Source organism: Nocardiopsis tropica, from assembly GCF_042660575.1.
GTDB lineage: Bacteria > Actinomycetota > Actinomycetes > Streptosporangiales > Streptosporangiaceae > Nocardiopsis > Nocardiopsis tropica.
In genome coordinates this window covers 204,829-229,325 of the sequence record NZ_JBHSUF010000006.1, presented here as the reverse complement: position 1 = coordinate 229,325, position 24,497 = coordinate 204,829, and the positions used below count along the sequence as shown (strand labels likewise).

Below are 24,497 nucleotides of genomic sequence, written 5' to 3'. Positions count from 1 at the left end.
CTGCCCCGCGGCGCGGCTCAGGCGCCGAAGCAGCAGAAGCCTGCCCGCCCGAGGTGGACGGCCACCGCCTCGGGCGCGGGCACGCCGCCGACCAGGGCGCGGTGGAAGCGGCGCATGGCCTCGCCGGTCCCGGAGTCGCCCACGGGGACGGGGCTGGCCACGACGGTGCGGGCCCCGGCGGCCAGGAGGACGCCGGCGAACCCCAGCGGAGCGCCCGTCCGTCCGGCGAAGTCCCTGCCGCTCCAGCAGGTGGACAGGACCACGGTGTCCGGCACACGCGGGAGGGCCGACAGGTCGCAGGCGAGCATCGGACCGTCGGAGAGGCCGACGGAGGCCAGCATGGGCGAGCGGTCGGGTACGCGCCCGTGCCCGGCCACGTGCGCCAGGTCGGCCCGCCCGATCCCGGCCAGCACCTCCCCGCGCCTGGCCCGGTCGCCGGCGAGCACCCGCGCCCCCGGGTAGAGGTCCGCCAGCCGGGAGACCTCGCGGACGGCTCCGCCGGGTTCGGGAGCGGCCACCAGGAGGACGCGCCCGGGGCGGGGAGCGCCCGGACCGGGCTCCCGTCGGCGGTCCAGCCAGAAGCGGGCGGTGGGCACCAGGTTCACGGGGCGTCCGCGCAGCGCCGGCAGCATGCCCCAGGGCGGGTCGCCCAGGAAGGGGTCGCTGGCCACGACCAGCGGCCGGTCCCCGATCAGCGGCAGGGCGGGGCCGAGCAGGGCCCGGGTGGCGAGGGCGGCCGCCTCGCGCGCCGTCGCGCCGGGCGGGCGGCCGGGGACGAGGAGCGGGTGGACGAACCGGGAGAGGGCCCGCGCCACCCGGGGGAGCGGGCCCAGGACGCGTGCGTGTACGCGCCCGGCCACCGCGACGAGCACCACCGCGTCCCCCGCGGCCCTGGTGTACCGCAGGAACGCCCTGTCCCCGAGCCGCTCCAGGAGGGGGCCGGTGACGGGGCGCGGGCGGTCGGCGCGCTCCGGGGAGCCCGGATGCGGTGCGGGGGCGGTACGGGGCGGTCGGCTCCGCCGCCGGTTCCCGGCCTGCCGGGGGAACGGGGCGTCGCCGGGCTCTCCCGCGGCCCGGGCCGCGTGGTGGGCCCGCCAGCGTTCCGACTCCCAGAGGCGGGCCGCCGCGTCCGCGTCCCGGTCGTGGACCAGTGCCTCGCGGTACCCGTCCGCCAGCGCGGCCGTCCCGGGGGCGTGCGCCAGGGGACCGGGCACGCGCGGCACGGCCCAGGTGCGGGCCAGCTCAGCCCATTCCACGGCGGCGGACGCGTCCCCGGCGGCCAGGGCGCTCTCCAGCCCCGCCCGCACGACGTGCGGGTCCTCGACCGGCCCGTCCGACCGGGGCGCGGCAGGCCCGCCCGCCCGGGCCGGCGACGCCGGCGCCCCGTGCCGGGCGGTCGGCGCGCCCCGCGCGGTGACGGCCAGCGGGACCCTCGCCGCCAGGGCGTTCTCGGCCCGCTCGACGGGTGACAGCGGGCGGTGGCGGGCCTCGCGCAGGGCCCTGTGCTCCAGGCGGGCAGCCAGCCGGTGCCAGAGCGATCCCCTGCCGAAACCGCGGCGGACGCGGCGGGCCAGCTCCGCCGCGCGGCGGTGGTCGCCCCGCAGGAGCCACAGCTTGGCCTCCACCAACAGCGTGCTCGCCGATGACGACCCCCCGCCCGCCCAGGGGCCGTCCGCGAGGACCTCCGCGGCCTCCTCCACCAGCCCCTCGGCCAGCAGCGCCTCCGCGAGGTCCACGTGCAGGGCCTCCCTCCGGGAGGAGGGCAGGTGCGGGGCGAGCGCGTGGAACGCCGCGATGGCCGCGGAGGCGTCGCCCCGGTAGAGGCTGAGGCAGCCCAGGTTCTGGCCGGCCACCATGCCCAGCAGGGGCAGCCCCCGCTCCTCGGCGAGGGAGAGGGCTTCGCGCAACTGGTCCTCGGCCCGGTCGAAGCGGCCGCACAGGATCTGCGCCAGGCCCAGGTTGACGAGGAGCCCGGGAACCACCTGGGCCGCCTCGGACACGGGATGGCCGTCCAGGCGCAGGCGGGTGTCGGTGAGGAGGTCCACGGTCTCCTCGAACCTGCCGTCCTGGGCGAGCCGGACCCCGTGGGTGACCCGGGAGAGGAGGGAGCCTCCGGAGCGCGACACGCGGTCGCCGGGCCGGAGCGAGGGAGGGGAGGCGGAGGGGGACGTCGGTGGACCGAGGGACACGACCGGCTGCCTTTCGCCGAGGGGCGGGCCGGAACCAGTGATAGCAGGGTCGGAGTCCGCGGGGGAACGGTGTCCGCGCCGCTGTGGACGAACCGGGGGGAGCGAAAACGGACGAAGCGGTGCGGGTGCGGACGAAGGGGAGCGGGTTCGCGCGCGTCCCCAATCCGGGTTCGGAGCGTCCTGTTCCGGGTGGTCGGCTCCGGTCCGTCGTCACGGTGGTCGGCCCCGGCCCGTCGTCACACGGTGAACCAGGCGGTGACCACCGGAGGGCGCCCCGTCCTGAGCAGGGACAGGCTGATCGGCCCCCGTGGCAGCCCGTCCAGGGAGAACCGGCCGTCCTCGCCCACCGTCGGGCTGGCGGTGGCTCCGGGTCGGCGCACGCGCAGGACGGCGTGCTCGAAGTCCCCGGTGACGAGTCCGGACAGCGAGCGCGTGCGCCCGTGCGCCCGGACCTGGAGGTCCACGGCCACGCCCCCGTGCTCGAACCGCAGCGCGGCGGTCACGGCGCCGTCCTCCGAGCGTGCCGCCTCGGTGGCCGGGACCGTGTCCGCGCGGGTCCGTGCCAGGTCCGCCGCGTCGTCCGAGCGGTCGAAGGCCGCCAGGGCGGCGGCCCTCCCGTCCTCCGCGTGCGGGGGCCGGGAGGCGGGGCCTGTGTCGGGACGGTTCCTCACGTGGGTTCCTCCAGGAGGCGGCGGAGTCTGCGGAACACGCGGCGCCGCTGGTTCGAGGCAGCCCGGGGGTTCGCGGGGCCGTCGCCCCCCTCCGGGCGCGCGGTCCGGCCGGCGGGGCCGGGCGGGTCGGCGAGGTAGGCGAGGGCGGCGCGCCGCTCGGCCGGGTCGGTGAGGCTGCGGATCGCGCGGTGGAGCTCCTCGTCGCGCTCCCCGCGCAGGTACTCCGTCTCGGGGTCCGGCGCCCCGGCGAGCGGGAGGGCCGCCAGGTCGTGGGGGTCCACGGCGCGGTCGAGGGACCCGGTGCGCCGCTGGCGGGCGCAGGTCCGGTGGGCGACCCGGCGCAGCCAGGCGCGGAGCCGCCCGGGGTGGCGCAGGCGGGGCAGGTGCTGGTTGAGGGTGAGCCACACCGTCTGCACGGCGTCCTCGCGGTCGGGGCCGGAGAGCCGGTAGGAGCGGGCGATGGCGTTCACCACCGGCAGGTGGCGGTCCACGATCCCCTCCCAGGCGAGGTGGTCGCCGCGCAGCGCGCGCCGCACCAGGTCGGCGTCCTCCGCCGACCCGTCCGGGGGCTCGCCCGAGGCGTCCCGCGGGGACCGGTCGGCCGTCACGTGCGGGGGACCGGCGCCGTGGGCGGGAGGGGGCCGTCCTCCTCCGGTACGGGCGGCGGGCCCGTCGGCGGGGGCGGGGCCGGTGGGCGCGCGGTCCGGGGGGAGGGGGCCGGGGCCGGGCGGTTCGGCGCGGGCGGGAGCGGGGCCGGTTCTGGCCGAAACCGACAACAGGAGGGGGGCTTCCTCCCCCGAAGGGGTCGAAAGTACGGTTTGAGGAGATGCCTGGGTGCCACGGATGTCCTCGTGCGACTGGTCTGACAAACCCGCCCCCACTATGATCGGACTCCCTGCTCGTCCGTGGCCCACGCTAATCCCTGGGGTCGCGGTCCGGGAGGGGAACGCTGGAAAATACCAGCTGGTGAGCTGGTTCTCAGGGTGCCCTTGGGGCACAATGGGGCAAAAGTATTCAGGCGGGTATGCAACCTTCTCGTGGTACGAGGGCGTCGGGGAAGCGCACTCGTTCGTATCAGGAGGTTCGGTGTCCGCACGTGGCGTCTTGTACGTCCACTCCGCGCCGGCGGCGCTGTGCCCACATGTCGAGTGGGCGGTCGCGGGCGTCGTTGGAGTACCCGTGAAACTCGACTGGGTCGCCCAACCGGCGGCCCCCGGCAACCACCGGGCCGAGCTCAACTGGCAGGGGAAGCCGGGGACCGCGGGCGCGGTGGCCTCGGCGCTGAACGAATGGCAGCGCCTGCGCTTCGAGGTGACCGAGGAGGGGTCGCCCGGGTGCGACGGCGTGCGCTACAGCTACACGCCGTCGCTCGGAATGTTCACCGCCGTCACCAGTGCCGCCGGCGAGGTCCTCGTGCCCGAGGGACGGCTGCGCCACGCCATGGAGCGTGCCGCCGCCGACGGGACCGACCTCGCGGCCGAGATCGAACTGCTCACCGGGCGCTCGTGGGACGAGGAGCTGGAGCCGTTCCGCTACGCGGGCGACGGCGCGCCCGTCCGCTGGCTCCACGCCGTGGGCTGACCCGGGACCGGGCCCGCCGCGCCGCGCGCGCCGGGGCGGGTGCGGGCCCGTGCCCCCTCCGCGTCCCGGCGCGCGCCCGGACGCCGGAGCGGTCTCAGGGGGGTTCCTCCCCGCCGGGCCAGATGACCGAGGCCAGCAGGACGGCGGCCCAGATCCCCAGGGGCACCAGCGGCCAGTAGGGCACGAGTTCGCCGCCCATCAGGCTGACCGTCCCCCACACGCCGGTGAGGGTGACCGCCACCCCCGTCCACCAGCGCCACTCGTCCCCCCACTCCCGCCGGGGCAGGGAGAGGACGGACAGGTCGCCCCCCGAGGGCGCCTCGCGGAACCGGGGATCGCGGCGCGGAGTCGCGCGGGGCGTCCCCGGACCGGGGTCGGGGAGGTCCTCCGTCAGCGGCCGCAGGTCGCCGACGAGCACCGCGGTGAGGGCCAGGCCCACCCGGCGGTCGTACTCCTCGTGGTCCAGGCGGCCCTCGACGAACGCGACGGTGAGGCGGTCGACCGCCTGGTCGCGCTCGGCGTCCGAGGCGCGTATCCGGTTCGGCGGCAGAGTTCGGCCTTCCACTTCCCACCCCCAGAGGCGCGAGTTGGTGACCACACGATACGCGCCACGACCGGCGGGGAAAAGGGATCCGCGCCACTCGTTGAGACGCCTTGCGGGGTCCTGTCGAACCGCAGGTCAGGAGGCCAGCCAGCGGGCGACGGCGCGGCAGGTGGAGGGGTCCGCGCCGCCGACCAGGCCGGTGTGCTCGTAGGGCCCCCGGTACCCGAAGGGGGAGCCGTCCAGACGGGTGACCAGACCGCCCACCTCCTCCAGGACGAGCGCGGGCGCGGCCACGTCCCAGTCGCGCACCGGCACGTCCTTGACGAACAGGTGCGCCGATCCGTCGGCGATCAGGCACAGCTTCAGGGAGATGCTCCCGCTCTCCAGGTACCCGCCGTAGCCGAAGTGCTCCCGGACCCGGCGGGCGATCCCCCGGGGCTCGGGGGTGTTGTCGGTGAGCACGCCCCGCCCGGGCGGGGCGGCTTCGAGCGGGGGGAGGGAGCGCCCGTCGCGGCGCGCGCCCTGCCCGCGCACGGCGGTGTACAGGGTCTCCGACTCCGGTGCGAACACCGCGGCGACCTCCGGCCGGCCCCCGATCACCAGCGCGGCCTGGGTGACGTACCCGGGGAACCCGTGCGCGTAGCTCGCCGTCCCGTCGACCGGGTCGATCAGCCAGTACCGGGACGGCCGCTCCCGGCGCAGCGACGCGGGGTCCTCCTCGCTGACCACGGGGATGCGGCCGTCGATCGCGGCCAGGCGCTCCGACAGCGCCCGGTGGGCCAGGGCGTCGGCCCCGGCCTTGAACTGGTCCCCGTCCCAGGTCCCGCCGCGCGCGGCCGGGTCGGAGCGCCAGGCGCGGAGCCGGTCGCCGACCGCCACGACCGCCTCGGCCATCGCCTCCGACAGGGGGTGGGAGGGGCTCGGGTACGGACCGGGGGTCATCGCGCACGCGCCGGGGCGACGGGGACGGCGGCCGGAGCCGGCCCCCCGGGCGGCTCCGGCGGTGCGGTGGTCCCCCGCGGTCCGGGGGCGCGCGTGCCCGCCTGGGCGGGGGAGAGGCCGTGCGAGGCGAAGCCGGCCTCGCTGATGAACTCGTCCGTCCACCGCCGCACCATCGCCACGCCCTCACACCATTCGTCGGTGAGCCTGGGGCCGCCGGAGACGGCCTGCCGGAGCAGCCCGGCGATCTCGTCCACCCCGGCGGCCGCGGTCAGCGCCGCCGTCGAGGAGAAGCGCGGGTTGATCTCGAAGACCCTCGGGCGGCCCGCCCCGTCCAGGGCCAGCTGCACGTTGAAGGGTCCGTCGGCGCGCATCGCGGCCTGGACGGCCCGGCAGGTCCGGGCCACCTCGTGGTGGCGCCGCGTCACCGCGTACCTGGTGACCCCCTGCTTGAGGAGGACCTCCTTGGGCACGACGGCCTGGACGGCGCCGTCGCGCCACACCACCACCGAGACCGTGTACTCCGGTCCGGTGATCCGCTCCTGCACGATGAGCTCGTCGGCCGCGTAGCCGCTCTCGGCCACGGCCCGTGCCACGTCGCGGACCGACTCGACGACCGTCACCCCGCGGCTGCCGCGCCCTCTGCGCGGTTTGACGACGAGGCCGTCCGGGGCGGCGGGCTCCGGCGCGCAGGGCCGCTCCGAGGCGAGCCAGGTGCGGGGGGTCCCGATGCCGGCGCGCTCCAGCTCCCGCATGAGGACGTACTTGTCCAGGCAGGCGGCGACGAACTCCGGCCGGGGCAGGAGCACGGACAGGCCGTCCCCGGAGAGCTCGCCGGCCCGGATCAGCTCCTCGTCCACGAGCGGGACGATCGCGACGGCCCCCTCCTCGGCGCACAGGGCCCTCATCCGCGGCAGGAACGCCTCGCTGTCCCCGGGCGGGACCAGGTGGCCGCGGTCGGCGAGGTACAGGCCGGGAGCGGCGGGGTCGATGTCGGTGGCCACCACACGGAACCCCTGCTCCCGCAGGTGGAGGATGGTGCCGGGGGTGGGAGCGGACCCCGCTGTCGTGACGACGACGGTCGGTCTGCTCGGCGTCTGCTGTGGCACCGGTTGCACCCTTCCAAGCGTGTTCGGGAGGCGGGCCGGGGGACAGCCCGAGCCTAGACCGCGAGGCGCCGGGAAGCCCGTGATTGGCCGAATCCGGTTGCCGGGACAACCGGACGGGCGGGTTGCGCGTGTATCAGGAGCCCCCGGGAGGAAAGGGCCGGGGGCGGTCGGCGCCGTGTCGCGCCGACCGCCCCCTCGGGTTCACGCGGGATCCGTCCGCGGACCTACTCCTGCTCGTACACCGGTGTGACGAGGGCGCGGCCGATCGCGTGCGAGAACAGGTTGAAGCCGAGGAAGGCCGGGCTCGCCGACCCGTCCACGTCGAGGCGGGGGACGTCCACCGCGTGCACCGCGAAGAAGTAGCGGTGCGGTCCGTGCCCCGCGGGCGGAGCGGCGCCCACGTAGCGGTGGCCGCCGGCGTCGTTGCGCAGGGTGACGGCTCCCTCGGGGAGTCCGGAACCGTCACCGGCGCCCGTCGCCAGTTCCGTGACCCCGACGGGGATGTTCGCCACGGCCCAGTGCCAGAAGCCGCTGGCGGTGGGCGCGTCGGGGTCGAAGCAGGTGACGGCGAAGCTCCGCGTCCCCTCGGGGAAGCCGCTCCAGGCCAGGTGCGGCGAGGCGTCCTCGCCTCCGGCGCCCATGATCCCGCTGACCTGGGCGGTGGGCAGGGTCTGCCCGTCGGCGACGTCGTCGCTGGTCACGGTGAACGGCGCGACCTGGGGCAGGAAGTCGTAGGGGGAGGGTGGCGTGGCCACGGAAGGGGCCTCCTTCGTTCGTCTGGGTCGGCTGCCTCCGCCCTCTGGGCGGGCCCGGAGGGCGGATCCTACGAACATACGCCCCGGCGGCCGTGCCCGCTGCGGGCCGCGGCCCCGTGTCGGCCGGCCCCGGAAGGGGGAGCCCGCCGGGGCGGGGGCCGCGCGGCCCGCCCCCGCGGATGGCGGGGAGGGGGCGCAGACAACAAACCGACCGGGCGGTACGGTGCTTGTCGACACGGGGGAACGCACCCGAGCCGGTCCCCGGACACCGACAGGGAGTCGCCATGACCACTCGCTGGGGCATCACCATCCCGCTGGAGGGCGTCCCGCTGCCCGACCAGCGCGCCGTCGTCGAGCAGATGCCGGACCTGGGGTACACCGACGTGTGGTCGGCCGAGGCCGCCGGCACCGACGCGTTCACCCCGCTGGCCCTGGCCAGCGTCTGGGCGCCCGCGCTGCGCCTCGGCACGGCGATCGTGCCCGCCTACACGCGCGGCCCCGCCACCCTCGCGATGAGCGCGGCGACCATGGCCGCGGCGGCGCCGGGCAGGTTCGCCCTGGGGATCGGCACCTCCTCCAACGTGATCGTGGAACGCTGGAACTCCATCCCGTTCGACGAGCCGTACAAGAAGGTGCGCGACACCGTGCGGTTCCTGCGGACCGCGCTCACCGGCCGGAAGGTCACGGCCGACTACGACACGTTCAGCGTCCGGGGCTTCACCCTCGGCGCGGTTCCCGAGCAGGCCCCGCCGCTGCTGGTGGCGGCCCTGCGGCCGGGCATGCTCAGGCTCGCGGGCCGCGAGGGCGACGGCGCCGTCGTCAACTGGCTCTCGGCCGAGGACGTGCGCACGGTCGCCCCGTACGTCCGCGGGGCCGGGGAGGACAAGGAGATCGTGGCCAGGATCTTCGTCGCCCCCGACACCGACCCGGACACCGCCCGCGGGATCGGCAGGCGGGCCGTGGCCGCCTACCTCAACGTCCCCGTGTACCGGGCCTTCCACGAGTGGCTGGGACGCGAGGAGCTGAACCCGATGTGGAGCAAGTGGGACGAGGGGGACCGCAAGGGAGCCCTGGCCGCGATCCCCGACCCGGTGGTGGACGAGCTGATCGTGCACGGTCCCGCCGAGTACTGCCGCGAGCGCGTGCGGGCCTACGCGGACAACGGTGTGACGACCCCGGTGCTCGCCCCGATCGGGCAGGCGTCCGCGGACCCGGCGGCCCTCGTGCGGGCCCTGGCCCCCGGGGACTGACCGGAGCGCCCGGGCGGCGGGGGCTCTACCCGCCGCCCTCCGCCAGGGGGCCGAGCAGGCCACGCGCCCGCAGCACCAGCTCCAGCTCGAAGCGCTCGGCCGGGTCGCGCAGCCGCTCGCCGAACAGCTCCTCCAGCCGGCGCATCCGGTAGCGCACCGTCTGGGGGTGGATGCGCAGCCGGTCCGCCGCCTCGTTGGCGTTCAGCCCCGACTCCAGCCAGGCCAGCAGGGTGTCGGCCATACGCTCGCGCTGCGGCGCGCGGAGCCCCGCCAGCGGGGCCAGCCGGGTCCGCGCCATCTCGCCGACCAGCGCCGGGTCGCGCGTCAGCAGCAGGGCGGGGAGGTGGTCGCTCCACCGCAGCACGCCCCCGCCGCTGACGAGCCCGGTCCTCACCAGCTCGGCGAGGTCGCGGGCACGCGCCAGCGACACGGGCACCCGGTCCAGGGGGACGCTCGGACCGAGCACCGCGTCGGCCCCGCGCAGCGAGCGCTCCAGCGACCGCAGCCTGCCGGGCCCCTCCGGATCGGGCACCAGCGCGCACGGCTCCGCCCGGTCCAGGTCGGCCAGCACGTCCGGGGGCAGGGCGGCCGTCCGGCCGGCCGGGCCGTCCTGGAGCAGCAGGGCCACGGCCACCCGCCCGGGGGCCCGCCACCGGGCGGCCCCGGCCAGCGCCGACACCGCCCGCGCGTCGTACTCCGTGCCCGTCTCGGCCAGCAGCGCCTCCAGCAGGCGGACCCTGCGCCGGTGCAGGGCGTCCGCGCCGGCGCCGCGCACCCGGGCGTGCCCCTCGGCGGCGGCGCCCGAGACCTCCTCCTGGAACACGAAGATCGCCTCGCCCACCACGCCCATGTGCTCGCGGGTGAGGGCGTCCGCGGCGGCGAGCCTCCGCCACGCCACGGCGGCCGCCGCGCGCATCCCCGTGTGCAGGCACTCCAGGGTGCGCCCGTGCCGTGCCTCGGCGGCGCCCAGCGCCCGGAACTCCGAGGCCAGCGCGTCCGCGAGCACGGGGGAGGGGCCGCCGACCTCCACCCGGTCCAGGAAGCCGTGCACACCGGCCGCGAGCGCCCGGCGCAGCCTCTCGGCGTCGGCGGGCCCCAGGGGGGCCGAGTGCTCACGCGACCTGCGCCGGAGGTCCTCCAGGGCCTCCTCGACGAGGGAGGGGACCTGTGCGCGCAGCCGCGCGCCGAGTTCCGGCGGGATCCGCGAGAACGGTTCCGTCCCGCGGCCCTCCCGCAGTGGATGGGTCATGTCACCTCCGGCGCGGACGCGCGGCGGAGCCGCCCGTGGCACGCCCGCGCGTGCTCTGTGCGCCAGAAAGTACGGGTCTCGGCGGGACCCGACGCGGTGACGGGTACCACACGGTTCCATATCACCAGAGCCCGGACGCGCGGACAACCCCGCCCCCGCGGGGGCGGGCGCCGCCGGAGGCCGGCGGCGCCCGGTCCGGGGCCTTCCCCGTCCGCCCTCCGGGGCCCGTCCGCGTCGCGCGCCCTCCGCGCGTCCGCCCGGGGCGCGGAGCGCCGGGGGACCCGGACGGGCCCGTCGGCGGTGCGCCTTCGCGGGGGCGGGCGGGGCGGGAGGACCGCGCCCTGCCCGGATGGCGCCGGGAACCCGGCGGTGCGCACCGGTGGTCACCGGACGGGTGGATGCGGTAACAATGGTGCGGACGCCCCGCCCGCCCCCTTCGGAAGGCCCCCCATGCGACGGCTGCTGCCCGCCCTGCCCCTGGCCCTGCTCCTCGCCGTGACGGCCTGCGCGGGAGGGGAGGAGCAGGAGGAGGCCGCCGGGCAGACGGAGGAGACGGACGCGGGGGCGGGAGGGGACGCGGCGCCGGACGCCGACACCGAGGCCGACGCCCTGCGCGCTGCCGGGGGGTTCGTCGCCTCGCTCCAGGCCGTCGACGGCGAGGCGGGCTGCGCCCTGATCGACCCCGCCGCCCGGAACGTGCTGGTCGAGGCGCACGGGGGCGCCGACTGCGCCGAGGCCTTCCCCGCCTACGCCGAGTCCCTCCCGGACGCGGAGGGGGCCGAGGTCGGGGACGCCGTGATGGGGACCGACCTGGACGGGGACACCCCGATCGCCACGGTCACCCTGGTCTTCCCGGGGGAGGACGACCCCGGAGTCCTGGAGATGCGCCAGGACTCCGACGACCAGTGGCTGGCCACCCGGCTGCCCGGCACGGCCCTGGGCGGAGCCTGAGGAACGGTCCCGGGGGACGCGGGGCGCGGCCGGGCGCGGTGACCGTCCCGGGCCGCGGGGTCCCGCCCCGCCCCGGCCCGCCGCCGAAGGTCCGCCGGGCGCTCCCGGGAGCGGGGTTCCCGGACGGGCAGCAGGCCCGGACGGCCCCACCGCGGAACGGGGAGCCGGGGCCGCGGAGGCGCGGGCTCAGGTGAAGAGGACGTAGCCCAGGATCATCCCGCCCGCCACGACCACCACGGCCAGGAGCGGCCAGAGCCGGTCGGCGACGGCCCCCGCGGCGGAGGCCGCCGGGGCCGAGGGGGAGATATCCGCATGGTCGGGGAACTTCTGCGCACCGGTCACATCGCCTGTGATACCAGACACGATGGGTTCCGCGGAGTCCTCCCCGGCCCCGGAGGCAGCGGGGCGGGGGGCGGAGTTCCCGTGTTCTTCCTGGTCGGAGCGCTGTTCCTCCCCAGCGGAGGGCTCGGGGTTTTTTGTCGCTCTTTTTCTGGCCGCGTCCGGAAAGGCGTGGTCCGCCCGAAAGGTCTCCCGTGTTCCGGCAGCCCCGCCGGCCGCGCCCGTCCCGGCGTCCTCCCTGCTCCGGCCGGCCTCCGGCGGCTCCTCCGGTCCGGCGCCGAGGGGTTCCGGGGCCCCCTCCGGCCCGGCCGCCTCCGTGTTCCCGGGTCCGGCCGCCCCGCGGGGCACACCGGGAGCGGCGTCCTGCGGTGCGTCGGGGACGGCCGGAGGGGCCGCCTCCGTGCTCCCGGGCCCGGCGGGGGCGAAGCCGTACTTCTCCTCCAGGGCCGCGGCGAAGCGCGCCGCCAGTGAGGCCGACACGGCGCTGACCGTGCCGGCGTCCAGTTCGGCGAACCGGCCGGTGAGGACCAGGTCGGTGTCGACGCCGACGACCGTCCTCCCGGCCTCGGCCCGCAGCCGCGCGGTCACCGTCGCCGAGGCGCCTCCCGCGCCCCGGCTGGCCCGCCCGGACGCCTCGACCACCGCACGGCGCGCCCCCTCGTCCAGCTCCGTGAAACGGGCGGTGCCGGAGTAGGCGGCCACGAGCGGGCCGACCTTCACCCGCACCGCACCGGAGTACAGGGGGCCGTCGACGCCGGTCAGTCTCACGCCGGGCACGCACGGGGCCACCGCCTCCACGTCGGTGAGCAGGCGCCACACGCGCCCGACCGGCGCGTTCACGGTGAACTCGGTGCTGATCCTCACGGGGCGGTCTCCACTCGGGCCCTGGGGGAGGGGTGGGCCCCGGCGGGCCGTGCCCGGGGTCCGTCGACAGGCCGGCGGACCCGTCCTCCGGAATCCGCCGACGCCGCCAGCGTACGCACCGCGCGGAGCCGGGGCGATCCGTCCGGGGCACGGGGGCGGACCCCTCCGCCGCGGCCGGCCCTCCGCACCGCCCCGGGGCCGGGGGTCAGGGCAGGTGCAGCATGCCGGCGATCAGCCGGGCCGCGTCGACCACGGCCTCGCCGAAGGGCGCCGGGTCGTCCAGTTCGAGCACCGAGATCCCGATGCTCGCCACGGGGGCGCCGCGGGGGCCGACCACCGGGGCGGAGACCCCCGTGACGGCGTTGGTCACCTCCGCGTGGGAGACCGCGTAGCCGCGGCGGCGCGCCAGGGAGACCTCCTCCCGCTCCCCCGGGCGCGGGGGCATGGCCGACAGCAGGGCCAGTCCGGCGGAGCCCTTGCCGAGGGGGTCGACCCGGCCGGTGCGGAAGGCGATGTGCGCCCTGGCGTGCCGCGGTTCGACGACCATGAGAGCGCGCGCCTCGTCCTCGCCCTCGGGCACCACCAGGTGCGCGGTGGCGCCCTGCGCCTCCGCGAGGTCGGCCAGGACCGGCCTCGCGACCTCCCGGAGGTCGACCTCGACGGACTCGGCCAGGGCGACCAGTCCGGGGCCGAGCGTGATCCGCTTGAAGGAGTCGCGCTTGCACAGCCGGTGCTCCTCCAGGGTGCGCACCAGCCGGTGGGCGACCGTGCGGTGCACACCGATCCCCTCGGCGACCTCGGTCACCGACAGCCCGTGCGGGCTGCGGCTGAGCAGTTCGAGCACCTCGATCCCGTTGTGCAGGGTCTTGGACGTCCGTGGGTCCGGCTGTGGGGCCGGTGTGGTGGGCATCGGGCTCCTCTCGCAGGGCGAACATACACCCCCGCCTCTTGACGTCGGTGACGTGGGACACATACGTTGACTTTTAATTGCACGCCTAGTGCGATTATCGCACGCCTTGGAGGGGTTCATGGACGGCACGCAGGTCACCGGCATCCACCAGCTCTACGCGCGCCAGTCCCACCTGATCGACTCCGGGAACGCCGGGGGGTGGGCGGACACCTTCACCCCCGACGGCGAGTTCCACTCCCCGACCTATCCGGCCCCCGTCGTGGGCCGGACGCCGCTCCGCGACTTCGCCCGGGACTTCGCCCGCGACGCCCGGGCCGGGGGAGAGGTGCGCCGCCACGTGGTCACCAACGTGTACGTGGAGTCCCTGGAGGCGGAGGAGGCACGGGTCAGCGCCTACCTCCAGGTCATGGCGACGCGTGTGGCCGGCGGCACCCGGGTGCTGCGCCTCACCGCGCTCCACGACCGGCTCGTCCGGCACGGGGACGACTGGCGCGTCGCGCGCCGCGACGTCCGGCGCGACGACACCGCCTGACCTGCCCCGGCCCCTCCCGCCGAGAGACCCCCGCACATCCACCGAAAGGCACATCCCATGACCCAGCACGAGGGCACCGGTCCCGCACGCGTCGTCGACCGACCCATGGAGGCCGTCCACCCCGAGATGGCCGGGCGCACCGCCGTCGTCACCGGCGCGGCGCGCGGCATGGGCCGCGCCTTCACGGCGGCGCTGGCCGCCCGGGGGGTCGACGTCGTCGGCGCGGACCTCGACGACGCCGGGATGGAGCGGACCGCCGACGAGATCAACCGCGAGCTGGCCGGGAGGCCGGGCGGCGTCCGGCCGGGGCGGGTCGCCGCCCACCGCGTCGACGTCGCCGACCCGGCCCAGCAGGACGAGCTCGCCCTCGCCGCCGTCCGGGGGACCGGCTCCCTCGACTACTGGGTCAACAACGCCGGGGTCTTCCCGTACGCCCTGGTCGGGGACATCTCCGCGGACCAGGTCTCCGCCGTCCTCGACGTCAACGTCAAGGGAGTCCTGCACGGGGCCCAGGCGGCCGCCCGCCACATGGGGCCGGGCGGCGCCATCGTGAACATGTCCTCGGTCTCCGCGGTACGGGTGCGCCGGGGCCGCGCGGCCTACTGCGCCTCCAAGGCCGCCGTCGCCCACCTGACGGAGTCGCTCGCCGTCGAACTCGGGGACCGGGGCATCCGCGTCAACGCCATCGCCCCCGGGTTCATCGACACCGAGATGACCCGCTGGCTCCAGGACGACCCCGAGGCGCTCGCCGCCGCCCTCGACGACGTCCCCCTGCACCGGGTCGGCTCCCCGGAGGAGGTCGTCGGCGTCCTGCTGTTCCTGCTCTCCGACAGCAGCCGCTACGTGACCGGGCACAGCATCGCCGTGGACGGGGGATCGCGCCATGTCTGAGCCGGCCACCGGGGAGGGGGAGACCGTCGACGTCGTTGTCGTCGGAGGCGGAGGGGCCGGGCTCGCCGCGGCGGCCACCGCGGCGGAGGCCGGTGCGGGCGTGCTGCTGTTCGAGGCCGAGACCGAACTCGGCGGGTCGACCCAGCTCTCCGCCGGGCTGTTCACCGCCGCCGGCACGAGCGTCCAGCGCGGCGCGGGAGTGGAGGACACCGCCGAGCGGTTCTACCAGCACTACATGGACCTGAACCAGTGGATGCTGGAACCGGGGCTCGTCCGCGCCTTCTGCGAGAACGCGGGGCCCACCCTGGAATGGCTCATCGGACTGGGCGTGGAGATCCCCGCGCGGATCTCCACGAACGCGCACATGCCCGGCCTGTGCCGGGCCGGCGTCGAGGACGTCCGGCGCGGCCACGTCCCCAGGGACCAGGGCCTCGGCCTGGTCCAGGTGCTGGCGGCCGCCTGCCGCCGGCACGGTGTCGAGACCGTGCTCAACACCCGGGTCGAACGGCTCCTGGCGGAGGACGGCCGGGTGGTCGGCGTCGTCGCCGACGGCGTCGAGGTCCGCGCGGGAGCGGTCGTGGTCACGACCGGGGGGCTCACCCGGGACCCCGGGCTCCTCCGGGAGTACTACCCCGCGGCGCTGGAGGCGGGCGAGCACGCGTTCGTCGTCGCCGCCCCGGGGAGCCGCGGCGACCACATCCGCTTCGCGGACGGGGTCGGGGCCTCGGTCACCGGGGCGGGCCGGGGGCTGCGCCTGCCCACCGCCTACTTCCAGCGGTACCACCACTGGCAGTCCGGGTTCCCGCCCGTCTCGCGGGTGTACGTCAACAGGGCCGGGCGGCGGTTCATGGACGAGGACGCGTCCTACGCGGTCTCCACCGGCGTCATCGACGCCCAGGACGGCCCCGTCTGGTGCGTCTTCGACGACAGGGCCAGGGCCTCCCTGCCCTCCGGCTACGCGGACTGGACGCCGGAGCGCGTCACCGAGGAGGCCGACGCGGGCAGGACGCTGCGGGCCGACACCCTGGAGGGGCTCGCCGGACTGATGGGGGTGCCGCCCGGAGCCCTGCGCGCCACCGTGGACGCCTGGAACACCCAGCTCCCGCACGGGGAGGACGAGCGCTTCCTGCGCCACCTCAGCCTGCGGGACAAGGGCCAGGGGGACCCCGACCCCATCGGGGAGGGGCCCTTCCACGCGGCACTCCTCCTCCCGACCGAACTCGTCTGCACGCACGCCGGGATGGAGATCGACCCCCGGGCGGCCGTGCGCGACCGCGAGGGCCGCGCCATCCCCGGGCTCTTCGCCGCGGGGGAGGCCGGGGCCGGAGTCCTCGGACTGCGCTACGTCGGCGGCGGCAACGCCGTCGCCAACGCGATCACCATGGGCCGCATCGCCGGCCGCGGGGCGGCGGCCCGGGGCTGACCCCCGCGCCGCACCCCCCTTCTTCCCCCCTGAACCACCAGGACCGGGCGGCCCGCACGCCCCCGGTCCGACCCTGCCCGAGGAGGCAGCATGCCACTGGACCACAGGTCCGCGGACGGACCGGGCACGACGCACGCCGACGGGGGCTTCCAGTCCCGGGTGAAGGTCATCCGGGCGGCCGTCATCGGCACCGTCGTCGAGTACTACGACTTCGGCATCTACGGGTACATGGCCACCTTCGTGGCGATGCTCTTCTTCGTCTCGGAGGATCCGACGGCGGCGCTCCTGGGCACGTTCGCCGCCTTCGCCGTCGCGTTCTTCATGCGCGTGCCCGGCGGCATCCTCTTCGGACACATCGGGGACAGGTACGGGCGCAAGAGGGCCCTGTCGTGGACCATCCTCCTGATGGTGGCGGCCACCGCCGTCATCGGGCTGCTGCCCACCTACGTCACGCTGGGCGTGTGGGCGACCGCCCTGCTGGTCCTGTGCCGCTGCGTGCAGGGGTTCGCGGCGGGCGGCGAGCTGGGCGGCGCCAACGCGTTCGTCGCGGAGTCGGCCCCCACCCGCTGGCGGGCCACCCAGACCTCGCTGGTCAACTCCGGGACCTACCTCGGATCGCTGTTCGCCGCGCTGGTGGCGCTCGCGGCCACCTCGCTGTTCACCGAGCAGCAGATGCTGGACTGGGCGTGGCGGATCCCGTTCCTGCTCAGCCTCCCCATCGGCGTGATCGGCCTGTACATCCGCAGCCACCTCGACGACACCCCGCAGTTCAAGGAGCTGGCCGACCAGGGCGAGACGAAGAAGGTACCGGTCAAGACCCTGCTGGTGACCAACTGGCGGTCGGTGCTGAAGATCATCGGCCTGGGCGCGGTCATCACCGGCGGGTACTACATCGTCTCGGTGTACGCGGCCACCTACCTCCAGACCACGGCCGGCCACTCGTCGCGGCTGGCCTTCGCCTCCACCGCGGTGGCGATGGTGGTCGGCGCGGCCACGCTCCCGCTCTCCGGCTACCTGGCCGACACGATCGGCCGGAAGAAGGTCATCCTCATCGGGAGCGTCGGCGCGACGCTCCTCGGGTTCCCGATGTTCATGATGATGGCCGCCGGCCCCGCCTGGGCCGCGGTCGTCGGGCAGTCGGTCCTGTTCGTCTGCGTCTCGGTCGTCAACGGGGCCTCGTTCGTCACCTACGCGGAGATGCTCAGCGCCTCCACCCGCTACAGCGGGATCGCGCTCGGCAACAACGTGACCAACACGGTCCTCGGCGGCACCGCGCCGTTCGTGGCGACCTGGCTGATCGGCGCGACCGGCCAACCGCTGGCGCCCGCGGCCTACTTCGTCCTGACCGCCCTGATCACCCTGGTGACGGTCTTCTTCGTCGCCGAGACACGCGGCACCGAGCTGCGCGTCGACTGAGTACGGGGCACACCGAGGAAGGAGCTGACATGAAGCACGGACTGGCCGGACGGACCGTCCTGGTGACCGGTGCGGCCGGGGGCATGGGAAGGGCGGAGGCCCTGGCGCTGGGCGCCGAGGGGGCGCGCGTCTGGGTGGCCGACCTCGCGGAGGAGGGAGGGGAGGAGGTCGCGGCCCGCATCCGCGCGGAGGGGGGCTCGGCGCGGTCCGCGCGCCTGGACGTCCGCGACCCCGCGGGCTGGCGGGAGCTGCGCGACCGGATCGGCCGGGAGGACGGGCGGCTCGACGGCCTCGTCAACAACGCCGGGGTCAGCCACCGCTTCGGGATCGAGGACACCGCCGACGAGGACTGGCGGCGGGTGGTCGACATCAACCTGTCCGGCGTGTTCTACGGGATGAAGTACACGGCTCCGCTGCTGCGGGGATCCGGTTCGGCCTCGGTGGTCAACGTGTCCTCCGTCGCGGGCATGACCGGCTACTTCGCGGCCGGCTACGGCGCGAGCAAGTGGGGCGTGCGCGGGCTGAGCAAGGTCGGCGCCCTGGAGTTCGCCGGGGCGGGGGTGCGGGTGAACTCCCTGCACCCCGGCCTGGTGGACACGCCGCTGCTCCGCTCCGGGTCGGACGACTTCGTCGACGAGAGCCTGCGCTCGGTGCCCGCCGGGCGGGTCGCCGGCGCGGACGAGATCGCCGAGGTCGTGCTCTTCCTGCTGTCCGACGCGTCCCGCTACGTCACGGGCGCGGAGATGGTCGTGGACGGCGGCCTCACCTCCGGGGGCCTCTACCACCGGATCACCGGCGCCCTGCGGGAGGGCGGGGCGCGCTGACCGCACACCGCTCCGGCCCCGCCCGCCCCGGCCGTCCGCGCGGGGCCGCCGGTCCTCCGGCACGGCCCGGCCGCGCCCGCCGGACGGAGGACCGGACGCAAGCGGATGAGAAGGGGAACGGAAGCCGTCCCGGAGACGATGTCCCCCGCGCCGGACCCGGCGCGAAAGATGCGGGGAAGTGACATGGACAAGCTCCGGAAAACCATCGCCACGAGCGTGCTCTGCGCGGCCGTCGCCGCGGGTTCGCTCCTCTCGGCCGCCCCGGCCGCGGCCGCCGCCTACAACGGCGCCTGCGGCAGCGGGTACGCCGTGGTCAACAGGATCGAGTTCCCGGACAACCGGGGGACCGCGTTCCTGACCTACAACAGTTCCAACGGCTACAACTGCGTGGTGACCGTGCGCACGAACCCCGGCGCCGCCACCCACATGGAGGCCATGGTCCGCAGGACGGGGGAGAGCGCCTGGGTGCGCGACTCCGGGAACTACACCACCTACGCCGGGCCGGTCTACCGCAGCGGAGCGGGGTACTGCATGAACTGGGGCGGCACGATCGGCAACGCCACGATCACCCTGCCCGCCACCAACTGCGGCTGACCCGCGCCCGGCCCGGACCGGCGGGGCGCACCGCGCCGGTCCGGGCCGGGCGGGTCCCCCGGGGTCCGGTCAGGGGGAGAGGATGCGCGCGTAGCGGTCGGCGGGGAAGCCGTCGCCCACGTACTCGTAGCCGGACCGTGCGCCGTACTGGGCCATGAGGCGGCTGCCCAGCAGCAGGGCGGCATCGGCCCGCTCGCGCAGCCACACCTCCCCCCTGCTGCCCTCCGGCGCGTAGTCCCTGGTGAGGGCGGACCCCAGGCTCTGCGCCTCCCGCACCGTCCCGCGCATGGACGCCTCGTACGAGAAGTAGGCGCGCTCGTGGTCGCCCTCGGCGAAGACCAGCTCCCCGGCCAGCGCCGTCGCGCCCATCAGGGCCAGGGCCGTCCCCTGGCCCGCCATCGGGTCCGCCGCGTGGGCCGCGTCGCCCACCAGGACGGTCCGGCCCCTGCTCCACACGTCCAGCCTGACCTGGGTCGACGGCGCGAGGCGCACGTCCGCCCCGCGCATGGCCCGCAGCAGGCCGGGGACCTCCCAGCCGTCCTCCCCGTAGACCTCCTCCAGGAAGCGGTACCTCGCCTCCATGTCCATCTCGGCCGGAGCGGCCGGGGTCCTGTTGCGCATCAGGAACTCCACCTCCAGCCGGTCGTTGCCGGGGAACGTCGTGACGACGCACCCCCGGTAGGGCCACACGCGGCACATCATCACGTCGCCGACGCCGAGGTGGTTGTCGATCTCGAAGGCGGCGAGGTTGGCGTCCAGGTGCTCGACCTGTCCGTCGGCGTCGGAGCCGAACACCAGCCGGCGGACGGGGGAGTCCGGGCCGTCGGCGCCCACCACCAGGTCGAAGCGGCGCCCGGGCGCGTGCGCGAAGCCGACGTCCACGCCGTCGGCGTCCTCGTCCAGGGAGGTGACGGAGTCGCCGAAGAGGTACTCGACGCCCTCGCCCGCGCGGTCGCGCAGGAGGCGGGACAGGTTCCCGCTCCTGATCGCGACCGCGCCCACGTGCCCCTGCGGCAGCACGATCGGCCGTTCGCGCCCGCTGATGTAGGAGTGCACGTCGGGGAGGGGCCCGCCCTCGGCCCGGACCCTCTCGCCCACGCCCATCCGGTCCAGCACGCCCATCCCCTGCGGGGACACCTCGACGAGGTGGCCGCCCGCGGCCGGCTCCGGCGCGCGTTCGACGACCGTCGGCGCGAACCCGTGCCGGGCCAGCCAGTGGGCGAGCACGGGACCGGCCGCCCCGCCGCCCGCGATGAGCACGTTCCTGTTCCTGATCGGCACTCGAATCCTCCGGGTCGGGGGCGAGGGCGGGGGACCCGTCCGCCTCGCCCGCTGCGTGTGGGAGCCGTCCACGGGCCGTGGAGCTCCACAGAGGAACCGTACCGTCCGGACGGTGCACACCGCCGGGAGCGGAGGGCGCCGCGGGGGCCGGGAGGCCTGCGCCCCTCCGGGCGGGGCACACGTGCCGGGCGGCCGCCGGCCGGGACTTCCGCGAGCTCCGAGGGCCCCGGTCCCGCAGGGTCGGAGAAGGCGCCGGATCGGGTCCGTTTCGTCATCATAAGATTGTATTTATTGATTTTATGTATCCGCGTCGTGATGCTTCTATCCACGGTCGTCCGGTGGGCCGAAAATGCCTTTCGGCATTCCGGTTGTGCCGGGCGAGGGTTTCGGAGAAGATCGTTCCGGCGAACCTCCGCGTCCTCCCCGGGCGAGGAGGCCGCCTCCGTGAAACGCACATGAAATCAGAAAGGATGGTGGAATGAAGTTTTCGTCCACCGTGGCCGCGGCGCTCCTGGGCAGTGTCCTCCTGGGTGCCTCTCCCGCACATGCGGCGACCGGTGAGGTCGTGGTCTTCACGACCGAGTTCGAGGATCTCGTGCGCTACTCCGACCCCGCCTCGGGAAGCTGCGTGCGCCTCCCCGGGACGGCCCACGTCCTGGTCAACCTGACCGACGCGGACGTGCGCCTCCACGCCGGGACGCGGTGCCTGGGGCCCGGGGTGACCGTGGCCCCCGACCGGGGCTGGCACGCCCCGCCCAGCGGCCTGTTCAGCTTCTCCGTGGCCTGACCCGCGGAGACCGGACAAAGCGGCAAAATTAAGCATTTCCAATACGCCTGCTTTGTCTGCTTGTTTCCCCCGATTAAGGAGTAGTCGGGGGTAGGGTTTGGGACGCGGGTGGAGGTTTCGCGTTTTGACGCTTTTTCCGTGGTGCTCCACGCTGGGTCTCCGTTCGATGGTTCCGCCCGTCCGGAAGGGCGCGGAACGAGGATGACGGCGAACGGAAAGGCGCGCACCCTCCATGCTGCACACCCTCATCGTCGGCCTGGGCAGATCGGGAAGAGGGCTGCACCTGCCGTCGCTCGCCAAGGCGCGGGCGGCGGCCCCCTCCCTCTTCGCCCCGGGCCCGGTGATGGGCCACGACCCCCTGTGTCCCGGGGCGGACGGGCTCCTGGCGGTCGCCTCCCCCGAGGAAGCGGCGCGCCGCCGCCCGCCGCGGGACACCGTGGTCCACCTGTGCACCCCGCCCCACCTGCGCGCGGAGCCGCTGGAAACCCTGGCCCGCCTGGGCTACCGCAGCATCATCGTGGAGAAGCCGCTGGCCCTGGACCTCGTCGAACTGGCCGCGATCGCGCGGCTGCGCCGCCGCTGGGACCTCGACCTCGCCGTCTCCACCCCCTGGTCGGCCAGCGCGTTGAGCAGGCGGCTGTCGGCGGCCCGGCGCTCCGGCGCCTTCGGGGCGCTGCGCGCGATCACGGTGCTCCAGCACAAGCCCCGGTTCACCAGGTCCCTGGGGTCGCCGGGGCACCCCACCGCCTTCGACATCGAGGTCCCCCACGCCCTCGCCGTGGTCGTGGCGCTCGCGGGAGGCGCCGACGTCGCCGCGGCCGGACTGGAGGACATGGTCGTCGACGGGACGCGCCTGCCGGGCCTGGGCGGCGCCCGCCTGGACCTCGTGCACCACACCGGCGTGCTCACCCGGATCGAGTCCGACCTGACCTCCCCGCTGCGCGAGCGGCGCATCGTGCTGGAGTTCGACGAGGTCGTCCTGACCGGCCACTACCCGTGCAGCGAGGCCGACCACACCGCCCAGCTGTCGGTGGCGGTGCCGGGGCGGGCCCCCACCCGCTCGGCCTTCCACGACGACGCCTTCACCGCGTTCCTGCGCGCCTGCTACACCCGCTACTCCCGGCCCCGGCGCGCCAGGGGGGACCTGCCCGTCCACGTGGAGGCCGTCCGCCTGCTGTCCGAGGCGAAGAACCTCTGCTCCTCCCGCACCGACGACCCCCGGGAGGCCGACAGTGCCGTCCGCGTCTGAGACACCCCGCCTGGCGGGGATCGGCGACGAGGCCGCCCCCGGGCTGCCCGGCCAGATCGCCGCCGTGCGCGCGCTCGGCTGGAACCTGCTGGAGCTGCGCACCCTGGACGGCGTGCCGGTCGCCGAGACGGACGACGCCGCCTTCGCGCGGGCCGCGGAGCGCATCCGCGCGGCCGGGGTGGAGGTGGTCGCCGTCGCCGCCAAGATCGGCGACTGGTCCCGGCCGGCCACCGGGGACTTCGCCGTCGACCTGGCCGAGCTGGACGTGCTCGCCCGGCGCTGCGCGGTCCTGGGCACGCGCACGGTGCGGATCATGTCCTTCCCCTCCGGGGGCCTGGCCGAGCCCGGGTGGGGGCGCGTGGTCCGCACACGGATGCGCGTGCTGGCCGACCGCGCCGAGGACGCCGGCCTGGTCCTGGCGCACGAGAACTGCGCCGGATGGGCGGGGGAGGACGCCGCCCGCGTCCTGGACCTGCTGGCCCACGTCGACAGCCCGGCGCTGCGGGTGCTGTTCGACACCGGCAACGGCGTCGCCCACGGCTACGACGCCGCCGCGATGCTGCGCCCGCTCGTGGAGTACGTGGCCCACGTCCACGTCAAGGACGCCGTCGACGCCCCCGGAGGGGACACCGCCTACGTGCTGCCCGGCCGGGGGCGGGCCGGGGTGGACGAGTGCCTGCGTATCCTGGCCGGCCACGGCTACCGGGGCGCACTGTCCATCGAACCCCACCTGCACCTGCGCCCCCACCTCCGGGGAACCGGCGGCGACCCCGGCCGGGGGGACGCGGCCGGGTTCGTCGAGTACGGGCGGGCCCTGGAGGAGACGGTGCGCCGGGTCTGGCGCGCGGAGGCGGTCCGATGACGCTCACCGGTGACGAGCGCTCCCTGCTGATGCGGCTGCTGGCCACCCCCACGGCCGGCCCCCTGGAAACCGGGGCCGCGGGCCCGGCGCCCCGGTTGTGGGAGGCCCAGCGCGACTACGCCCGCGCCGCCGGGCGGCTCGGGTTCCGGGTGGTCCGCCACGCCCCCGCCGACCCCGCCGACCTGGAGGCGCCCGGCGTGCCCGAGACGGTGCGCGAGGCCGCCGCCGACCCCGGGTTCCTCGCCTGTCAACCCAGCCTGGTCCTGAGGCTCGGCCCCGACGCCGTGCCGCGCGAGCGCACGGTCATGTTCAACGTGCACATGGACACCGTCGCGGGCGGCCCCGCCGCCTCCTTCGACGGCGAGGTCTTCCGCGGCCGCGGCGCCGTCGACGCCAAGGGGCCCGCGGTGGCGCTCCTGGCCGGGGTGCGCACCGCCCTGGAGCGCTCGCCGGCCCTGGGCCGCGACACCGCCGTCCTCGTCCAGGCGGTCGCGGGGGAGGAGGGCGGGGCCATGGGCGTCCTGGGCACCCGCCCCCTGGTCGGACTGGGTCACACCGGCCGCGTCAACGTGTTCTGCGAACCCACGTCCGGACGGTTCCTCACCCGCTCCACGGCCTCGATGACCGCCCGTGTCTCGGTGCGCGGCGACGACGCCGTGGACGACCGGCCCCACAGCGGGCACAACGCCTCGGTGCTGCTGGGGTTCCTCGCCCAGCGCATGGGCCGCGCCCTGGACGCCCACGCCCGGAACGGCGCGGTGTGCGTGGCCGGGCTGCACACGGGCACACTGCACAACCGCGTGTACGGCTCCGGCGACCTGCTCCTCAACCTGTCCTACGCCGACGCCCGCGCCGGCAGGACCCTGGAGGAGGCGGTGCGGGGCGCCTTCGACACCGCGCTGGCGGAGTTCGGCTCCGCCTTCGCCGACACCGCCCTCTTCGCCAGGACCGCGGCCGACGCGCGCCGCCTCACCCGCCTGGACTGGCCCAAGCGCGGCCTGCCGGTCCTGGACGACCGCGACCGGTGGGGGCACGACCTGCTGCGCCGGGCAGGGGTGCCCGCCTGGCCGGCCGGCGAACCCGCCTTCACCTGCGACGCCATCTGGATGGCGGACGTCCCGGACACCTGCACCGTCGTGCTGGGACCGGGCGACCTGGACGCCGACGGCGCGCACGGCGACGACGAGCGCGTCCGCCTCCGCGACCTCGACGGGTACGCCGACACGGTGGCCCGTCTCCTGACCGCCTTCACCGACGACACCGACGGAGGATCGTGACCACCCTCTC

Annotated in this window: 24 protein-coding genes; 13 read left to right on the top strand and 11 right to left on the bottom strand. The window is 75.8% G+C overall.

Translation table 11 applies throughout. The annotated features are described in order from the left end of the window. Positions 1–17: 17 nt before the first annotated feature. From ACFQBR_RS11990 to ACFQBR_RS11980, 3 genes are all read right to left on the bottom strand, one after another. The gene (locus ACFQBR_RS11990) at positions 18–2,126 is read right to left on the bottom strand and encodes a CHAT domain-containing protein (RefSeq protein WP_378553242.1); all 2,109 of its coding nucleotides are present in this window, start codon (positions 2,124–2,126) and stop codon (positions 18–20) included. Between the two features lie 299 nt (positions 2,127–2,425). Next, positions 2,426–2,860 carry a hypothetical protein gene (locus tag ACFQBR_RS11985; protein WP_267948687.1) on the bottom strand — a complete coding sequence of 145 codons (435 nt, stop codon included), beginning with the start codon at positions 2,858–2,860 and terminating at the stop codon, positions 2,426–2,428. Then, the gene (locus tag ACFQBR_RS11980) at positions 2,857–3,468 is read right to left on the bottom strand and encodes an RNA polymerase sigma factor (RefSeq protein ID WP_344183185.1); all 612 of its coding nucleotides are present in this window, start codon (positions 3,466–3,468) and stop codon (positions 2,857–2,859) included. The genes ACFQBR_RS11985 and ACFQBR_RS11980 overlap by 4 nt, the downstream gene beginning before the upstream one ends. 478 nt (positions 3,469–3,946) lie before the next feature. On the opposite strand from ACFQBR_RS11980, the gene ACFQBR_RS11975 reads away from it, so the two are divergent. Then, positions 3,947–4,441, top strand: coding sequence for a DUF3145 domain-containing protein (locus ACFQBR_RS11975; RefSeq protein ID WP_267948689.1), 495 nt, complete (start codon positions 3,947–3,949; stop codon positions 4,439–4,441). 94 nt (positions 4,442–4,535) lie between these two features. Here ACFQBR_RS11975 and ACFQBR_RS11970 read toward each other — a convergent pair whose 3' ends face one another. The 4 genes from ACFQBR_RS11970 to ACFQBR_RS11955 all read right to left on the bottom strand — a co-directional run bounded on the left by ACFQBR_RS11970 (position 4,536) and on the right by ACFQBR_RS11955 (position 7,788). Then, a complete protein-coding gene (locus ACFQBR_RS11970) occupies positions 4,536–5,006 on the bottom strand; it encodes a DUF1707 SHOCT-like domain-containing protein (RefSeq protein WP_344183183.1) in 471 nt (156 codons plus the stop codon). 114 nt (positions 5,007–5,120) lie between these two features. After that, entirely contained in the window at positions 5,121–5,927 is an 807-nt protein-coding gene (locus tag ACFQBR_RS11965; protein WP_344183181.1) for an inositol monophosphatase family protein, read from the bottom strand. Continuing rightward, entirely contained in the window at positions 5,924–7,033 is a 1,110-nt protein-coding gene (locus ACFQBR_RS11960) for an ATP-grasp domain-containing protein (protein ID WP_344183179.1), read from the bottom strand. The genes ACFQBR_RS11965 and ACFQBR_RS11960 overlap by 4 nt, the downstream gene beginning before the upstream one ends. A gap of 224 nt (positions 7,034–7,257) precedes the next feature. Further along, the gene (locus tag ACFQBR_RS11955; protein ID WP_267948693.1) at positions 7,258–7,788 is read right to left on the bottom strand and encodes a YbhB/YbcL family Raf kinase inhibitor-like protein; all 531 of its coding nucleotides are present in this window, start codon (positions 7,786–7,788) and stop codon (positions 7,258–7,260) included. Between the two features lie 284 nt (positions 7,789–8,072). Here ACFQBR_RS11955 and ACFQBR_RS11950 point away from each other — a divergent pair, with 284 nt between their 5' ends. Then, positions 8,073–9,038, top strand: a complete 966-nt coding sequence (locus ACFQBR_RS11950) for an LLM class F420-dependent oxidoreductase (protein ID WP_344183177.1) — start codon at positions 8,073–8,075, stop codon at positions 9,036–9,038. A gap of 25 nt (positions 9,039–9,063) precedes the next feature. Here ACFQBR_RS11950 and ACFQBR_RS11945 read toward each other — a convergent pair whose 3' ends face one another. Then, entirely contained in the window at positions 9,064–10,287 is a 1,224-nt protein-coding gene (locus ACFQBR_RS11945; RefSeq protein ID WP_344183175.1) for a PucR family transcriptional regulator, read from the bottom strand. 450 nt (positions 10,288–10,737) lie between these two features. Here ACFQBR_RS11945 and ACFQBR_RS11940 point away from each other — a divergent pair, with 450 nt between their 5' ends. Beyond that, positions 10,738–11,238 carry a hypothetical protein gene (locus tag ACFQBR_RS11940; protein ID WP_344183173.1) on the top strand — a complete coding sequence of 167 codons (501 nt, stop codon included), beginning with the start codon at positions 10,738–10,740 and terminating at the stop codon, positions 11,236–11,238. 186 nt (positions 11,239–11,424) lie between these two features. On the opposite strand, the gene ACFQBR_RS11935 is transcribed toward ACFQBR_RS11940, so the two are convergent. After that, positions 11,425–12,441: an SRPBCC family protein gene (locus tag ACFQBR_RS11935; RefSeq protein ID WP_378553233.1), complete on the bottom strand. Its 1,017-nt coding sequence runs from the start codon at positions 12,439–12,441 to the stop codon at positions 11,425–11,427. Positions 12,442–12,646: 205 nt separating this feature from the next. Further along, positions 12,647–13,351: an IclR family transcriptional regulator gene (locus ACFQBR_RS11930; protein WP_267948698.1), complete on the bottom strand. Its 705-nt coding sequence runs from the start codon at positions 13,349–13,351 to the stop codon at positions 12,647–12,649. A gap of 118 nt (positions 13,352–13,469) precedes the next feature. Here ACFQBR_RS11930 and ACFQBR_RS11925 point away from each other — a divergent pair, with 118 nt between their 5' ends. From ACFQBR_RS11925 to ACFQBR_RS11900, 6 genes are all read left to right on the top strand, one after another. Next, positions 13,470–13,883 (top strand): nuclear transport factor 2 family protein, encoded by a 414-nt coding sequence (locus tag ACFQBR_RS11925; RefSeq protein ID WP_344183168.1) that lies wholly within the window; start codon positions 13,470–13,472, stop codon positions 13,881–13,883. Between the two features lie 57 nt (positions 13,884–13,940). Continuing rightward, positions 13,941–14,774: an SDR family NAD(P)-dependent oxidoreductase gene (locus ACFQBR_RS11920; protein ID WP_267948700.1), complete on the top strand. Its 834-nt coding sequence runs from the start codon at positions 13,941–13,943 to the stop codon at positions 14,772–14,774. Beyond that, entirely contained in the window at positions 14,767–16,197 is a 1,431-nt protein-coding gene (locus ACFQBR_RS11915; RefSeq protein ID WP_344183166.1) for an FAD-dependent oxidoreductase, read from the top strand. Before ACFQBR_RS11920 ends, ACFQBR_RS11915 begins: the two co-directional genes overlap by 8 nt. Positions 16,198–16,287: 90 nt before the next feature. Beyond that, complete coding sequence (locus ACFQBR_RS11910; RefSeq protein ID WP_344183164.1) at positions 16,288–17,613, top strand: MFS transporter; 1,326 nt, start codon at positions 16,288–16,290, stop codon at positions 17,611–17,613. A gap of 29 nt (positions 17,614–17,642) precedes the next feature. Further along, a complete protein-coding gene (locus ACFQBR_RS11905; RefSeq protein WP_344183162.1) occupies positions 17,643–18,437 on the top strand; it encodes an SDR family NAD(P)-dependent oxidoreductase in 795 nt (264 codons plus the stop codon). A 183-nt stretch (positions 18,438–18,620) separates the two neighbouring features. Further along, complete coding sequence (locus ACFQBR_RS11900) at positions 18,621–19,031, top strand: spore-associated protein A (RefSeq protein ID WP_344183160.1); 411 nt, start codon at positions 18,621–18,623, stop codon at positions 19,029–19,031. A gap of 69 nt (positions 19,032–19,100) precedes the next feature. On the opposite strand, the gene ACFQBR_RS11895 is transcribed toward ACFQBR_RS11900, so the two are convergent. Beyond that, on the bottom strand, positions 19,101–20,312 hold the full coding sequence (locus ACFQBR_RS11895; protein WP_344183158.1) for an FAD-dependent monooxygenase: 1,212 nt from the start codon (positions 20,310–20,312) through the stop codon (positions 19,101–19,103). A gap of 478 nt (positions 20,313–20,790) precedes the next feature. Here ACFQBR_RS11895 and ACFQBR_RS11890 point away from each other — a divergent pair, with 478 nt between their 5' ends. The 4 genes from ACFQBR_RS11890 to ACFQBR_RS11875 all read left to right on the top strand — a co-directional run bounded on the left by ACFQBR_RS11890 (position 20,791) and on the right by ACFQBR_RS11875 (position 24,487). Next, on the top strand, positions 20,791–21,099 hold the full coding sequence (locus tag ACFQBR_RS11890; RefSeq protein ID WP_344183156.1) for a hypothetical protein: 309 nt from the start codon (positions 20,791–20,793) through the stop codon (positions 21,097–21,099). A gap of 232 nt (positions 21,100–21,331) precedes the next feature. Continuing rightward, the gene (locus tag ACFQBR_RS11885; protein ID WP_267948706.1) at positions 21,332–22,348 is read left to right on the top strand and encodes a Gfo/Idh/MocA family oxidoreductase; all 1,017 of its coding nucleotides are present in this window, start codon (positions 21,332–21,334) and stop codon (positions 22,346–22,348) included. Continuing rightward, positions 22,332–23,210, top strand: a complete 879-nt coding sequence (locus ACFQBR_RS11880) for a sugar phosphate isomerase/epimerase family protein (protein WP_344183154.1) — start codon at positions 22,332–22,334, stop codon at positions 23,208–23,210. The genes ACFQBR_RS11885 and ACFQBR_RS11880 overlap by 17 nt, the downstream gene beginning before the upstream one ends. Continuing rightward, positions 23,207–24,487, top strand: a complete 1,281-nt coding sequence (locus ACFQBR_RS11875; RefSeq protein ID WP_344183152.1) for a M20/M25/M40 family metallo-hydrolase — start codon at positions 23,207–23,209, stop codon at positions 24,485–24,487. The genes ACFQBR_RS11880 and ACFQBR_RS11875 overlap by 4 nt, the downstream gene beginning before the upstream one ends. Positions 24,488–24,497 lie beyond the last annotated feature (10 nt).

Bases quoted from the DNA above. Each gene is read 5' to 3' on its own strand.
- ACFQBR_RS11910 (WP_344183164.1), top strand. From the start codon at position 16,288: ATGCCACTGGACCACAGGTCCGCGGACGGACCGGGCACGACGCACGCC.
- ACFQBR_RS11930 (WP_267948698.1), bottom strand. From the start codon at position 13,351: ATGCCCACCACACCGGCCCCACAGCCGGACCCACGGACGTCCAAGACC.
- ACFQBR_RS11890 (WP_344183156.1), top strand. From the start codon at position 20,791: ATGAAGTTTTCGTCCACCGTGGCCGCGGCGCTCCTGGGCAGTGTCCTC.
- ACFQBR_RS11920 (WP_267948700.1), top strand. From the start codon at position 13,941: ATGACCCAGCACGAGGGCACCGGTCCCGCACGCGTCGTCGACCGACCC.
- ACFQBR_RS11885 (WP_267948706.1), top strand. From the start codon at position 21,332: ATGCTGCACACCCTCATCGTCGGCCTGGGCAGATCGGGAAGAGGGCTG.
- ACFQBR_RS11945 (WP_344183175.1), bottom strand. From the start codon at position 10,287: ATGACCCATCCACTGCGGGAGGGCCGCGGGACGGAACCGTTCTCGCGG.
- ACFQBR_RS11875 (WP_344183152.1), top strand. From the start codon at position 23,207: ATGACGCTCACCGGTGACGAGCGCTCCCTGCTGATGCGGCTGCTGGCC.
- ACFQBR_RS11925 (WP_344183168.1), top strand. From the start codon at position 13,470: ATGGACGGCACGCAGGTCACCGGCATCCACCAGCTCTACGCGCGCCAG.
- ACFQBR_RS11950 (WP_344183177.1), top strand. From the start codon at position 8,073: ATGACCACTCGCTGGGGCATCACCATCCCGCTGGAGGGCGTCCCGCTG.
- ACFQBR_RS11965 (WP_344183181.1), bottom strand. From the start codon at position 5,927: ATGACCCCCGGTCCGTACCCGAGCCCCTCCCACCCCCTGTCGGAGGCG.
- ACFQBR_RS11915 (WP_344183166.1), top strand. From the start codon at position 14,767: ATGTCTGAGCCGGCCACCGGGGAGGGGGAGACCGTCGACGTCGTTGTC.
- ACFQBR_RS11905 (WP_344183162.1), top strand. From the start codon at position 17,643: ATGAAGCACGGACTGGCCGGACGGACCGTCCTGGTGACCGGTGCGGCC.
- ACFQBR_RS11940 (WP_344183173.1), top strand. From the start codon at position 10,738: ATGCGACGGCTGCTGCCCGCCCTGCCCCTGGCCCTGCTCCTCGCCGTG.
- ACFQBR_RS11900 (WP_344183160.1), top strand. From the start codon at position 18,621: ATGGACAAGCTCCGGAAAACCATCGCCACGAGCGTGCTCTGCGCGGCC.